Origin of the sequence: Saccharothrix syringae (assembly GCF_009498035.1) — a bacterium.
In the GTDB taxonomy this organism is placed as follows: domain Bacteria; phylum Actinomycetota; class Actinomycetes; order Mycobacteriales; family Pseudonocardiaceae; genus Actinosynnema; species Actinosynnema syringae.
Genome location: NZ_CP034550.1, coordinates 1,084,218 through 1,096,863 on the forward strand (window position 1 = coordinate 1,084,218; position 12,646 = coordinate 1,096,863).

The following is a 12,646-nucleotide window of genomic DNA, read 5'->3' on the forward strand; positions in this document are numbered from 1 at the left end:
GTAGGCCGAGCAATGCAAGCGTTGCGGCCAAAGAACTTTCGTCAGTCCAGAGAGGACCTGCCACGCCTGATCGGCGAACGCGGAGAACGTGCCGGGCGGGCACCGGCCTGGGCGATCGCGGTCAGGTCGGCGGGGGAGAACCGCAGGTGCTTGCCGAGGAAGGTGCACGGGATCTCCCGCCGTCCGGCCCTGCGGCGAAGCCACGACTCGCGCACGGCCAGCAGGGCCGCCGCTTCAGCCGGGGTGTGCAGCAGGCGGTGGGGGTCGGGATCTGGTCGGGACACGGAGCCCTCCGGAGGAGAACGAGTGCGGTAGACACTCCAGAACTCCGAAATAAGGGCCGCATAGGGACACGCGCCGACCGAATTCCTCGACAGCTTTCACCGAACGGGTGACACAGGCAGACTGACCGGGCAGGCACCAAACTCTTACCAAACTGGCACCGCGCCCTATAACCGCTGCTCAGGGGCTTGATGACGCGCGAGGAGATGTTCGGCAACGCCGTCTCTCGCCGACATAGCTCAGGTCTCGATGCGTCGACGAAACCGGCCGAGGTCCAGGCCCCACGGCTCGGTGCTGGAGGGGTCCTTCGATCGGCCGCCGTGGTGGTAGGCGTACCAGTCGTCCTCGATCGGGGTCAGGATCAGACCCTCGTCGTCCCAGCGGTCGCCGGGGGAGTGTCCGGGGCACCACATCAGTCCTGCCTCGCGGGTAGTGGCGGGGTCGCGCGTCCCCATCGTCGTGCACCCCTGCCAGCGGCCGAGGTACTCGAACGAGTACAGACCAACCGACCACGGCGGGTAGGTCGGGCCCTCGGTGGCCAGTCGCTCCAGGGCTGGCCGGTGCAGCGCGAACACCAGCCGCCCGACCACGTCCCCCGACGCCACGGCCCAACTGGTCGCGAAGACGACCGGTACCACGAGCAGCGGCCACAACGCACGAGCGCCCGCTTGCGGAGATCGGGCCAGCTTCGTGACGCGCAGTGCGCCCGCCGCCCAGACCACGCCGACCGCGAACCAGGCGACGAACGCGGCCGTCAGGGGCAGGAAATACCCTCCCGGCGCGCTGACGCCGTCGAACAGCAGGCACACCGGCACCATCGTCGCGGCCACCGGCCACCACACCCACTTGCGCCTCGACATCGCCGCCCCCTCGGTCGTAGCTGAGGACGCCCGACGGACCCATCGGTTCCTGAAGGACGCTTCCGATCCCGGCTGACTGACCTTCAGACGTCGGGACAGGCGCATGCTTGGGCACGGCGACAAGCCCGACCAGCCCCGCCACATGCCTGCCGCCCGCGCCCCGATGTTGCCTACTCGCTTTTCGGCAAGCGAGTCTGGGATACCAGCGGATCCCCCTGTACCCCTTCTGACCTGCTTTTACCTCTACCGCAGGGGGTGGCGCTCTAACATGAGCCCCAATCTGATCCCCCATATGACCCCCCATATGAGCCCCCAACGGAAGTGACCGTACGGAGACCTGATCAAGGTTCAACCGGTGGTGTCGTGTCCCAGACGTGGACTCTCGTGGTGACCTTGAGCGGCTTGTCGGCCGGCCCTTTGATGTGGGCGGGCACGATCCGCTCCTCGTGCTCGCAGCCACCCTCGGCGTGGATCCCGGGGTTGAGACAGGTGTTGCGCCGATAGGGACGCACGGGCCACCGGCTGTTCCACCGCGGAGCGTCCCGTTCGCCCGGCGCAGCGTCCTGCCGACGGGCATGGACGCGGACCAACCGAACAGTACCTCCATCCTCGACACCTGCACGCTGGTCCCGCTTGCGCCCATGCCGGGAACGGGGGAGTTCCTCAATGCCGACGAGCTTGGCGCCGCTGCTCTGCTTCATGAGCTGCCAGGCGGTGTAGACGACGTGCTCCCACCTCTTACCGAACACTGACCGCAGAGGCACCGAAGGCTGACCGAACGGCAGTACCGACTCCCCGAGCGGCGTGAGCCGTGGTGACCAGTAGGTCAGCCATACACCGTCGAACTCCGGGTGCAGCGGTACCTCGCCACCGGCCGTGTTCGACCTCCAGGTGATCAGACCGGACCCATCGTCAAGATCGAGGTGCTGCGGCGTCCACCGCGACCAGGACACAGCCATGGCCGGCTCACCGCCTTGCCCGCCAACCGACTCGGCGAACACCATCAACCCCGCCTCGGCAGGCATCCGACGCGCCATGACCGGCTCCCGAGACGGGCGGTCCGCAGCAGCCAGCGTCAACGCGGTCATGTCCCGGTCGACCCAGTAGAGCTGCGCCTCGCCCAAGCGGCGTGCCTCACGACGAGCCATGAGCAGCGCACCGGTGACAGCGCCCGCCCGCCGAACCTCGGGCGGTCCGTTCAGCCGCGGTATGACCGCGCTCTTACCCGCCGCAAGGCGACGCACCAGCTCATGACCGCATGCGGGGGTCATGATGTGCTCGCGCATCCGTAGCCGCAGATCAGGCAACTCAGCGGGGTCGGCGATCACGAGCCACCCCGCCGTCGAGCAACCGGAACGACCTCGAAGAGGTCGTCGAACTGCCCGTCCAGTGCGGTCAGCGCACCACCGATGAACGCAGGTCCCGGCTGAAGCTCACCCCTGATCACCCGGGTCACGGTGGAGCGGTTGACGCCCATCGCCCGTGCCAAGGCGTAATCGGAGTGCAGGCGCGCCGAACGCGCCGCCTGGACGAACTCGAACGTACGCAACTTGATGGTGTGCGACATCGCAGCCCTACACCTGGTGCTGCGCTGTCTTCGAACGGACACCTCGGGAACCGGAAGCGGCACCCTCCTGCCGCGGGAACGGCAGGATGCCCTCAGCAGCCCGCCACGCCGCATCGCAGTCAGAACAGGTGGGCCAACACCACTCCAACTTCGTCGGCCGAGCAGCCGGGACGACCAGCTCCACGCCACACAACGTGGCGGCCTGCTCAAGCGCCACCAGGTCCGCGTTGACGGCGTGGCGTCGACCGTCGTGGGGAAGCCAGCGGAATGGGCGCAGTGCCATCAGCAGCCCTTCCGGTCGTAGACCTCGGCCCACCGGGCAAAGACCTCCCGGGACTGCTCAACGCTCAACGCCACCCGCTCCACCTGCCGCATCTTGGCCTTGCAGAGGGCAACGACCCGCGGATCGTCATGGAAGACGGTGGCGGCGTCGGTCTCGACGTAGACCACCGGCCTGACCGGCGCTGCGAAGGTCAACAACCCGGCCGGCCCCCGCAGCGCGGCATCCGCCACGGCCGAGAACGGCACCAGGCGCGGCCTCGTCCTTTCCCGACCGTGCATCGCCGTCAGGCGCAGCATCTGCTCGCGCATGACCTGCCGACCACCCACCACCAGCCGCAGAGCAGCCTCGTGGACGTAGAGGACAACCTCCGGCCCACCAGGCCGACGCAGCACGTCCTGCCGCGACAGCCGCGCCTCGACCACCGCCTCATCACCGCCGAGAGCACGGGCGTACTCCTCGGTCTGCGCCAGGCTGGGAATGGTCAACGGCTCATAGGCCGCTACGGTCAAGGCCATCTGCTCATGCAACGACAGCGCCAACAGCGAATCGGGAACGCCGCCGTGCAAGCGCAGGAAACTGCCGGTGTCAGGCTCGTTGGCGATGGCCATGACGCGCTCCCGCGTGGCCTTGTCCGCCCCGCAACGCCCCAGCAGCGTGCCGATCTCCCACGCACTGGTTCCGCGGCTACCGGTCTCCAGCTTGCTCAGCTTGCCCAACGACCAGCCCAACGCCTCGCACACGAACGGCGACGACATCTGCGCCCGGTGCCGTACCCGGCGCAACTCCTCCCCCAACTCCCGACTCCGAGCCGAGCTCAACCGGACTGGCGACTTCTCCTCAACAATGGTCTCCATGGCTTCCCTTCGGCACAGGAACGGCTTGCCGAGCCATGAGATCGTTCGAACCACATACACGACAGATGACATCCGATGACATCCCGGAAAGGGCAGACCGAATGATCCGCAACATCACCATCACCGGAACACGAGCCGTCGACGCCAACGACACCGACCGCCTCAACGCACTCTTCAACGACTACCTAGCACCGTTCGCCACCGCGCACTTCTACATAGGCGGTGCCGCCGGCATCGACACCGCCACCCTCAACTGGCTGGCAGACCACACCTCGGCGCTGCTGACCATCGTCGTCCCGCGCACCGTCGCCGACCAGCCGGAAGCGGCTTCGTCATCGATCACTTTGTGGCGTGCACGCAACAGACTGACCGAAGTCGTCGAACTAACCGCACCCGTACTCGACACCGCGGCCTACCATGCCCGCAACCGCTACATGGTCGACCGGAGCGAGTTCGTCATCGGCTTCCCCCAAGGCGTCGACCAGACCTCCGGCACCTGGTACACCCTCAACTATGCATCCGATCGGGGAAAACCACGATTGGTGGTACCCGTCTAACGCGGAATGAATGCTGTAATGCCCCCATGACCACCGCGGAAGGTGAACTCGGAGCCGCCACCCTGCGCAGGCTGCGCGAATCACGCGGCTGGTCCTGGGCAGACCTGGCCCGGGTCCTACGCGACACCGCCCGCACCCTAGGCATGGCCTCCCCGAGCAACCTCCCAGTAGCCAGCATCCAACGCACCGTCGCCCGCTGGGAGAGCCCAACCGACCGCACCAAGCCCGGCGACCGCTACCAGTACCTCCTCGCACGCATCTACGCGAAGACCCCCACCGGATCCTGGGCACTCGGCCCCGATTCGGACTTCACCACCCTCCTGGACGCGCTCCGCCACTTCGGCACCTCGCCCCAACGCATCGACCGACTCGTCGACTCCACCACCCACGCCCGTACCGCACCCTCACCCACCCCCGCACGCCCCACCGAAGACCTGATCGACCACTTGGCCGTCACAGTCGTCAACCTCAACCACCAGGTCGGCTCTATCCCGTTCGTCCGCCTGCAACTCCAACTCGCCCCAGTCCTCAACACCTGCCGCAAGCTGCTCGCGCAGCCCAGCCCCACCACCGAACTGCTGACCACAGCCACCAACGCCTACGCCCTGGCCGCCCGCCTGGCCTTCGAAACCCGCGACGACGAGACCGCGATGGCGCTCTACCAAGACGCCGAAGCCACCGCCGCACGCCTACCCGACCACAGCCACCTGGCAGCGGTGCGCACCAGCCACACCATGGTCACCCTGCACGCCACCAACAACCCCACCACCGCCCTCCCACTGGCCCGCGCCGCCACCCACGACGCCCACCGAGGCCCCAGCCACGCCATCCGAGCCAGAGCCCACGCCATCCACGCCGAAGTCCAAGCCCGCGCGGGCAACGCCACCGCCGCAGCCACCGCCCTCGACCGAGCATGGAAAACCGTCGAGCAACTCTCGACAGACGACCCCTTCGCTGCCTTCAACGCCGACCGCGTCAGCGGCTTCGAAGGTCTGTGCGCCCTCTACAGCGGCCAAGCGCACCGCGCCAACGACCTGCTCACCCGCTCCCTCACCAGCCTCACCGGCCCACGCGACGCCGTCCAACGAGGCATCGGCACCACCGACCTCGCCCTGGCCCGCCTCGGCCTCGGTGATGTGACAGCCTGCGTCGCCCACCTCCACGAGGCAGTGGACATCACCGCCAACACCGGAGGCCGAGTAACAGCTCAGCGCATCCGCCGCGCACGCGGCCACCTACGCCCATGGCGCACCGAAGCCTTCGTCGCCGAACTGGACGACCACATCCACGACACCCTGATAGGCCGGTGATCATGCCTGCGGACGTCGATCACTTCGCAACCCCACGGATGGCCGCTGGAGCCCTGTTCGTCGACGACCGAGACCGCATCCTGCTGGTGCACAAGTCCTACAGCAACGGCTGGGACATCCCCGGCGGCTACGTAGACATCGGAGAGTCTCCAGCAGCGGCCTGCCGACGGGAACTACGGGAGGAACTGGGCCTCGACCGCGAGCCGCAACGCCTGCTCGTCGTGGACTGGGCACCTAACGACGGCGAGGGTGACAAGGTGCTCTGGCTGTTCGACTGCGGAACGCTCGGAGACGACGAACAGCGGATCATCCTGGACGACTCCGAATTGGACCGCTGGGAATGGGTTCTGATGAGCGAGATTGACGACTATGTCATCCCCCGGCTCAGTCGTAGACTAACCCACGCCCATAGCGCATACGTCCACGGGAGTCCGGTTTACCTGGAGCAGGGACGACCGCCTGTTCAATGACACTTGGCGGCATCCCGAAAATTATCGAAATAAAAGTGTTCGGTTGCCTACCTGGTGGCGTAGCGGACGTACGGGGCCCGGAAGTAGCCGCGGACGATGTGCAGCTGGCGCTGGCGGCGGCGTGGGAAGCGCCGGGTCTCATGAGTAAGGCGGTCGACGTTGTCCACCAAGCGTGTACCAGCGCAGCGTCGGTGGTCGCCTCCTCGACGGGGCGAAGGAATGGACTGGTGACCTGCTGCTGATCGACCGGATCGGCGAAGTGTCCATCCACCCAGATCGCGCCCGGGACAACGGGCCAGCCCAGTTCGGCATAGTGCAGAGCAGCCTGCAAGGTGGACGACTGCACGTCCGGCGTACGGCTCGACACGGGCGTCCTCCTCGATCACGTGAGCAGGGTGGTCTGTTGCAGTTCCCGGACCAGGTGCGAGGCGAGGACCCACGGCAGCAGGGGGTCGTCGAACCTAACCAGCACCGAATGACTTGACTTGAGGGCTCCGATCGGGGACCGGACCCAGAGCGTCCCGTGGACTCCTGCCAAGGGGGCGTGACCGACCCGCACCAAGGCGTGGGTTTTCCTCAGAGCAGGGCAGGAACGGATGGACAAGGTGGCGCAGCCAGCGCAGACGGGCGGTTCGGTGCAGCCCATGCGGTTGGGCCAGTCCGGCCAGTCGGTGCGGTGGTCTTGGAGGAGCCAGAGCGTCCCTTCGTCGTTGGTGTCGGCGGTGGTGCCGCAGACCTGGCAGAGCAGGTTCCGCATGGCGTGACGCTGACGAGCGGCGTGGACGGCGCCGAACCTCGGTTTGCCGTGACCGCGGGCGTTCCGCGCACGAGCGAGCAAGATGCCTCGTTCGTCGCGGTCACCAGCAATCTCGTTGCGGTAGGCGATCCCGCAGTTGCCCGGAAGGGCAACCAGGTCGGTCGCGGTGGGGGACTCTTCTGCTGACCAGGCGGTGACGTACGGGACGAGCAGGGAGCTGTCGCGCTGCGGTGTCGCCTGTGGCGTGGCTGTTGTCACGAGTTTTCCCAACAGTGAGGCTGCGATAGATCGCAGGTAGGTCTGTTCGCGAGCCCGTACGCCATTTGACCGGTTCCGGTCACTGCGCACGGTGTAGAGGTACGACTTCGAACAGGTCGTCGAACTGCATCGGGGCCAGCGCCACCAGCGTCCCTGCGATGAAGGCCGGGCCGGGATGGAGGATGCCCCGTGAAACCCGTATGACCGTGGAGCGGTGGATGCCCATCGCCCGAGCGAGGGCATAGTCGGACCGAAATCCGGCAAGCCGCACGGCCTTGGTGAAGGAGTCGATGCGCAACCGGACGGTGTGCGGCAGGCCCGGCTTCATCACCGCGTCCTACGGGTACAAAACGTTGCGGGTAGACAACATGGCTACAAACTCCTCAGACCAGTGCGGTGGTTAGCGGCCTGAACGCCGGACAGCACGTCCCCGTCGGAAAGATCGCCAGGGGTGGTTCCATCAGGGGCTTGCCCGGTGTTCACACTGGGCCCAAGATTGGAATCCCACTGGGGCGGTCACCAGTGCAGTAATGTGCCACAACACGGCCAGCATGGTGTGGAGTTAGGCTTGACCAGCGACGATGGGTGCTGCGGAACGCGGCCATTTAATGCCAGGAGGTCACCCGATGGCAGTACGACGCACCGGCTTGATTCGTGCCCGGAAAGCTGCCGGCTTCACACAGGAATCGTTCGCGGAGGTCATGCACGTTGACCGCTCGACCGTGGCGCGATGGGAAACAGGCGTGCGCGAGCCACTGCCGTACCAACGCCCGAAGCTCGCCCGCCTCCTCAAACTCACGATGGATGAACTGGACGAGCTGCTACACGCAGAGCGGTCGAATGTTGCGCCGACGCAACCCGTCAGTCCATCCCCAAGCGCACTGCCCGCGCCACGAGTGGTTCACGCCGGGTTGCTCACGCAGTACGAAACGCTGACCGACACTTACCGCCAGATCGACTACCAGGCGGGCTCCGGCGCGGTCTACCAAGAAGCCGTCGCGCAACTCAATCGCCTGCTCGACATGGCCGACAACGTGCCGTCACCCCTATACCAACGGTTCGCCCTGGCACTCGGCGACGCCGCCCAACTCGCGGCTTGGCTGGCGATCGACCACCAGGACTACGGCGCGGCCCGGCGATACGCCTCACTGGCCCTGTCCAGCGCCCAGGAAGGCGAAGACCCCGGCTTGCACGCCTACGTGCTGGGGATCATGAGCTACATCCACCTGCACGCAGGCCGTGGACCCGACGCCGTCAGGCTTCTCCTGGCTGCGCTGCACCTGGCCACCAATCCCCGCTTCGCAGTGAGCGCAGCCGTCCACTCCTGGTTGTCGGAAGCCATCGGCGAGGCATACGCCCTGTCCGGTGACCACCAGGCCGGAGCACGAGCCTTGGCCGAGGCGGAACGACTCTTCGACCGCGTCAACCCGACCGAGGTGCCAACCTGGCTCGCCTTCTACAACGGCACCGAACACATCATGCGGCTCAAGGGACGCTGCCTTGTGCGACTCGGAGACGGACCAGCCGCCGTCACAGCCTTGGAAGAAGCCGCCGAAGCGCTGCCTGCGCACTACGTCCGCGAACGGTCGGGAACGCTCATCGACCTAGCGACGGCCCAACTCATGTCCGCCCGCGGCGATGAACCACGATCGGCTGAACCGGAGGCCGCTGCCGCGGCGGCCAGTGAAGCGTGGGAGTTGGCCGTTCAGACCGGCTCCGGCCGTAACCAGCGTCGCGTCCGCGAGCTGCTGCCGCGGTTCGAGCCGTACCGGCGACTCGCCGCCGTGCGACCCCTGCTGGAGATGGCCCCGTAGCATCGACACGTGCCGACGGGTAAGGGAAACCGCACCGGACGTAGCGGGGGATGAGCCCGAAGAACTGGTTGCTCCTCGGGACGCTGTCCTTCCTCTGGGGCGCCGCGTACCTCGTGATCGCCGTGGCTCTGCGCGGGTTTCCGCCCGTGGTCGTGGTGTTCGGACGGGTGTTCCTGGCGGCGCTGTTCCTCACGCCTCTTGCCATGCACAGGGCCGTCCTCAAACCGCTTCTGGCGCATCCCTGGCAGGTACTGATCACCGTCTTGGTGCAGTCCACCGCGCCGCTGCTCCTGCTGACCTACGGCCAGCAGTGGTTGTCCGCCAGCTTGACAGGAGTGCTCCTCGGTGCGCAACCGCTGTTCGTAGCGGCCTTGGCCACCTGGTTCGCGCCTGATGAGAAGCCCGAGGGCACCAGAGGCATTGCCGGACTCCTGCTGGGCTTTGCCGGGGTGGCATTGCTGTTCGGCGTCGACATCTGCGGCAGTGCTGACCTCGTGCTCGGTGGCGTGCTGGTCACCGCAGCCGCCTTGTGTTACGCCATCGGCTCCATTCTGATCCACCGCAACCTCGGATTCGCCCAACCACTTGGAGTGGCGACGGCGGCCATGCTGGTGAGCAGCGCGGTGACCGCACCTCCGGCGGCACTGTCATTCCCTGACCGGTTGCCCGCGCTGCCGAGCAGTGTGGCACTGGTAGCACTCGGCGTCATCTTCACCGCACTGACGCTAACCCTCTTCTACGGTCTGATCGCCCGAGCAGGACCAAGCAGGGCGACTCTCGCGTTCTACCTGTCGCCAGGCGTGGCAGTAATGCTCGGTTGGCTGTTCCTCGATGAGCAGGTTCGATGGTCGACGGCGATTGCACTCGGAGCGATCATCGCGGGATCGATGCTTGCGGCAAGTAAGACTGAAGTGAACGGCTGACAAGGTGAAGTGCCGACACCATCCAAGGCTACTCTGCGCACAGTGTTGCTGGCCGTGTGCCTGAAGTATCACGCTTGGCTTCACTGCCTGGCTGAGACTCACTTTGAAACCTAGCTGTGCCGGTTGGTTGCCGCTAAATTTCCGCTTCTTGACCTGGTCGTGGTGTGGGTCCAACGACAGACTTCGGTCGTAGCTACGAAACGTGCGGATGCCGCGCCTATTACAGTCAGTGCCCGATCATCGGCCTCTTGTCGTCCTGACCGTCGTGCACGGGTCGGGAAGGTCCCGGTCCAACCCACTGAAGTGGGTGAGCCGAGGGAGGTCGTTGATGGTTCGCAGGAAGGACGGCATGGGCAAGCGTCGCAGGCGGCGCGGTCGACGACTCGACTGGAGAGGTCGCTCCAACCGGGTTGTCGCCGGGTTCCGCATCCTGGGCCTCGTCGGGTGGCTGATTCGGCTGATCGGCGACGAATGGCTGAGGTGATCTAGTCGGATGGCGCACCTCGAGGTGCGCCATCCGACTTCGTCCAGTGGATGGTTCGCCGAGTTCGTGACGGCTCATGCTGGGCTGATCGGGTTGATGTCTCACTGTTCGAAGCTCACCCGCTGCCCTTTGCCAGTACAACCGGCCGTGAACTGCACGGAGTGGGGAGGCTCGGGTGGCGTTCGAGGTTGTGTCGCGTGAGCTGCGTGAGCACGCGGCTCAGGTGCAGGGGCAAGGGGACGTATTGGCGCAGGCGTTGGACGCGGCGCGGCAGGTGTCGATGCCGTCCGATGCCTACGGGCTGCTGTGCCAGCCGTTCACGATGCTGCTCGATCCGCTGGAGAAGTGGGGTGTGGACGCGCTGTCCCAGGCGGCGGAGGCGCTGGACTCGATGGCGGAGTCGCTGAAGGCGACCGCCGAGGTCTACGAGCAGGCCGAGGGTGACAACGCGGACCGCTTCGGCGTGGTAGGGCCGCGGTGAACAACCCGTTCATCGCGAAACCGGAGGACGACACCACCGCGATCACCGGTATCGGGCTGTTGGAGGCTGGGCAGGCCGCGCTGGATGGGATCAACAACGGGGACTGGGTCGAGGCGGGCCTGGGGGTTGTCGGCGTCGGGCTTGAGGCGCTCGGCGTCTACATGGACCCGCTCGGCACGCTGGCCTCCTACGGGGTCGGGTGGTTGATCGAGCACGTCCAGCCGTTGCAGGACATGTTGGACAAGTTGGCCGGGACGCCGCCTGCCATTCGTGCCTATGCCCAGACTTGGCAGAACATCAGTGATGGTGTCGAGCGGGGTGCCGGGGAGTTGGAGACCGCGTCCCGTGAGCGCACAGCCGGGTGGCTCGGTGCCGCTGGCGACGCTTACCGAGCGCGTGCGGCGGAAGTAGTCGATGCGCTGCGCGGTGCGTCGCGGGTGTGCAGTGGCGTCGGTGCTGTCGTCACCGTCATGGGCGAGGTCGTGGCCGCGGTGCGGGAGTTCGTGCGCGACCTGATCGCCGACGCGGTGGGCAGGCTGGTCGTGTGGGGGCTGGAACTGCTGGTGACCGGCGGTGCGGCGGCGCCACTGGTGGCGCAGCAGGCCACCAGCCTGGTTGCCAAGTACGCCGCCAAGATCGCCGATGTCCTGCGCAAACTGCTCAAGACCATCTCCAACGTCTCCAAGCGGCTCGACGGGCTGGCCGAGGTGCTGTGCCTGGTGTGGCGCAAGCTCAAGGAACTGGCCGACAAGCTGCGCCGCAGGGATTCCGATCCCCAGCGCAAGGATCCGCGCGAGGCGGAGCGGCAGCGCAGGGAGCAGGAGAAGCAGGAACTTATCGCTGAAGCCCAGGAGAACGGCGTCAAGATCTCGCCGGAGAAGGTCGTCGAGATCGGCAGGGACCCCAATGGGAAGATCGTCTTCTTGGAAGAGGGAGGTACCAACCCCCGCACCAACAAGGAGTCCGGGCTCGCGCACGTGATGAAGCACCGGGAGGAGTTCGTCGCGGCTGGCATACCCGAGGGCGAGATCGCCGAGGTGGTGCACCGCGCCGCCACCGAGGGCAAGTACACCGGCTACTACCAGGGCAAGCCACCTGGACGGCCGATCTTCGAGGTTCAGTACGGTGGGCAGACGCACTACGTCACGGTCCAGATCGGTGACAACGGTTTCATCGTCGGTGCCAACATGCGCAGCGCGGACACGCCCTTCAAGGGTGCGCAACGCGATCCGCGTGCGGATGCGGACTCGAACTACCGAGGTTGGGGAGAATGAGCAGGCTGGTTTCGATCCGCGTGGCGCCCGAGTGGGGTGCCTTCCCGTTCTGGGTCCGCGTCCCCGGTGAAGTGATCCCCGACAACTGCTCGGCTGAGCGACTGGTGTCCGAGTACGGGGCGCCTGAGGACCTGGCGGCCGCCATCGACGCCTGGGACGACGAGTTTCAGGCCGTCTACGACCGCAGCGATCCCGAGAGTTCTGGGTTCCCTGACGAGGCGACCACTGCGGCGTGGCACGAGCGTGGCGAGCGGTTGACCGAGCGACTCGCTGCCGCCCTGAGGGTGCGAACGGAATTTCACACCGCGAGAGGTGAACGAGTGTTCGATGCTTGAAATCGGTTGTTGCTCTTGATTCACGCTGGTGTGGTGGAGCAGATCTGGAGCAGGCGGCGGAGTCGAACGATATGCGACCGCATCGAACGGCGGTGAACGGCACCGGCTGACGTGCTGGTTCTCTGTTTGTGCTGTTC

General features: G+C 66.3%; 17 protein-coding genes. 8 read left to right on the forward strand and 9 right to left on the reverse strand.

Annotated elements, in window-relative coordinates:
• Nucleotides 1-41 precede the first annotated feature (41 nt).
• The 6 genes from EKG83_RS05185 to EKG83_RS05210 form a co-directional block, all read right to left on the reverse strand.
• The gene (locus EKG83_RS05185) at nucleotides 42-284 is read right to left on the reverse strand and encodes a helix-turn-helix domain-containing protein (RefSeq protein ID WP_084716269.1); all 243 of its coding nucleotides are present in this window, start codon (nucleotides 282-284) and stop codon (nucleotides 42-44) included.
• 237 nt (nucleotides 285-521) lie between these two features.
• Nucleotides 522-1,142 carry a hypothetical protein gene (locus tag EKG83_RS05190; RefSeq protein ID WP_153277888.1) on the reverse strand — a complete coding sequence of 207 codons (621 nt, stop codon included), beginning with the start codon at nucleotides 1,140-1,142 and terminating at the stop codon, nucleotides 522-524.
• A gap of 341 nt (nucleotides 1,143-1,483) precedes the next feature.
• Nucleotides 1,484-2,470 (reverse strand): hypothetical protein, encoded by a 987-nt coding sequence (locus tag EKG83_RS05195; protein ID WP_033430061.1) that lies wholly within the window; start codon nucleotides 2,468-2,470, stop codon nucleotides 1,484-1,486.
• Complete coding sequence (locus tag EKG83_RS05200) at nucleotides 2,467-2,709, reverse strand: helix-turn-helix domain-containing protein (protein ID WP_033430060.1); 243 nt, start codon at nucleotides 2,707-2,709, stop codon at nucleotides 2,467-2,469. Before EKG83_RS05200 ends, EKG83_RS05195 begins: the two co-directional genes overlap by 4 nt.
• A 7-nt stretch (nucleotides 2,710-2,716) precedes the next feature.
• A complete protein-coding gene (locus EKG83_RS05205) occupies nucleotides 2,717-2,992 on the reverse strand; it encodes a zinc finger protein (protein WP_084716268.1) in 276 nt (91 codons plus the stop codon).
• Nucleotides 2,992-3,918, reverse strand: a complete 927-nt coding sequence (locus EKG83_RS05210) for a helix-turn-helix domain-containing protein (RefSeq protein WP_084716267.1) — start codon at nucleotides 3,916-3,918, stop codon at nucleotides 2,992-2,994. The genes EKG83_RS05205 and EKG83_RS05210 overlap by 1 nt, the downstream gene beginning before the upstream one ends.
• Nucleotides 3,919-3,947: 29 nt before the next feature.
• Here EKG83_RS05210 and EKG83_RS05215 point away from each other — a divergent pair, with 29 nt between their 5' ends.
• Genes EKG83_RS05215 through EKG83_RS05225 form a run of 3 tightly spaced genes read left to right on the forward strand, consistent with a single transcriptional unit; the run spans nucleotide 3,948 to nucleotide 6,183 of the window.
• Nucleotides 3,948-4,403 (forward strand): hypothetical protein, encoded by a 456-nt coding sequence (locus tag EKG83_RS05215; protein ID WP_051765356.1) that lies wholly within the window; start codon nucleotides 3,948-3,950, stop codon nucleotides 4,401-4,403.
• A 26-nt stretch (nucleotides 4,404-4,429) separates the two neighbouring features.
• Nucleotides 4,430-5,713 carry a helix-turn-helix domain-containing protein gene (locus tag EKG83_RS05220; protein ID WP_051765352.1) on the forward strand — a complete coding sequence of 428 codons (1,284 nt, stop codon included), beginning with the start codon at nucleotides 4,430-4,432 and terminating at the stop codon, nucleotides 5,711-5,713.
• A 2-nt stretch (nucleotides 5,714-5,715) separates the two neighbouring features.
• Nucleotides 5,716-6,183, forward strand: coding sequence for an NUDIX domain-containing protein (locus EKG83_RS05225; RefSeq protein ID WP_033430134.1), 468 nt, complete (start codon nucleotides 5,716-5,718; stop codon nucleotides 6,181-6,183).
• Here EKG83_RS05225 and EKG83_RS49505 read toward each other — a convergent pair.
• From EKG83_RS49505 to EKG83_RS05240, 3 genes are read right to left on the reverse strand one after another with little or no spacing between them, the layout of a single operon-like run.
• Entirely contained in the window at nucleotides 6,098-6,550 is a 453-nt protein-coding gene (locus EKG83_RS49505; RefSeq protein ID WP_153277889.1) for a bifunctional DNA primase/polymerase, read from the reverse strand. The genes EKG83_RS05225 and EKG83_RS49505 overlap by 86 nt on opposite strands.
• A 15-nt stretch (nucleotides 6,551-6,565) precedes the next feature.
• Nucleotides 6,566-7,288 carry a hypothetical protein gene (locus EKG83_RS05235; RefSeq protein WP_153277890.1) on the reverse strand — a complete coding sequence of 241 codons (723 nt, stop codon included), beginning with the start codon at nucleotides 7,286-7,288 and terminating at the stop codon, nucleotides 6,566-6,568.
• The gene (locus EKG83_RS05240; protein WP_228122505.1) at nucleotides 7,278-7,526 is read right to left on the reverse strand and encodes a transcriptional regulator; all 249 of its coding nucleotides are present in this window, start codon (nucleotides 7,524-7,526) and stop codon (nucleotides 7,278-7,280) included. Before EKG83_RS05240 ends, EKG83_RS05235 begins: the two co-directional genes overlap by 11 nt.
• A gap of 298 nt (nucleotides 7,527-7,824) precedes the next feature.
• Here EKG83_RS05240 and EKG83_RS05245 point away from each other — a divergent pair, with 298 nt between their 5' ends.
• The 5 genes from EKG83_RS05245 (at nucleotide 7,825) to EKG83_RS05265 (ending at nucleotide 12,509) form a co-directional block, all read left to right on the forward strand.
• Entirely contained in the window at nucleotides 7,825-9,012 is a 1,188-nt protein-coding gene (locus EKG83_RS05245) for a helix-turn-helix transcriptional regulator (RefSeq protein WP_170191804.1), read from the forward strand.
• 50 nt (nucleotides 9,013-9,062) lie between these two features.
• Nucleotides 9,063-9,935, forward strand: a complete 873-nt coding sequence (locus EKG83_RS05250) for a DMT family transporter (RefSeq protein ID WP_051765350.1) — start codon at nucleotides 9,063-9,065, stop codon at nucleotides 9,933-9,935.
• Between the two features lie 659 nt (nucleotides 9,936-10,594).
• The gene (locus tag EKG83_RS05255) at nucleotides 10,595-10,900 is read left to right on the forward strand and encodes a type VII secretion target (protein ID WP_033430055.1); all 306 of its coding nucleotides are present in this window, start codon (nucleotides 10,595-10,597) and stop codon (nucleotides 10,898-10,900) included.
• Nucleotides 10,897-12,174 (forward strand): WXG100 family type VII secretion target, encoded by a 1,278-nt coding sequence (locus tag EKG83_RS05260; RefSeq protein WP_033430054.1) that lies wholly within the window; start codon nucleotides 10,897-10,899, stop codon nucleotides 12,172-12,174. The genes EKG83_RS05255 and EKG83_RS05260 overlap by 4 nt, the downstream gene beginning before the upstream one ends.
• On the forward strand, nucleotides 12,171-12,509 hold the full coding sequence (locus tag EKG83_RS05265) for a hypothetical protein (protein ID WP_033430053.1): 339 nt from the start codon (nucleotides 12,171-12,173) through the stop codon (nucleotides 12,507-12,509). Before EKG83_RS05260 ends, EKG83_RS05265 begins: the two co-directional genes overlap by 4 nt.
• Nucleotides 12,510-12,646: the final 137 nt, after the last annotated feature.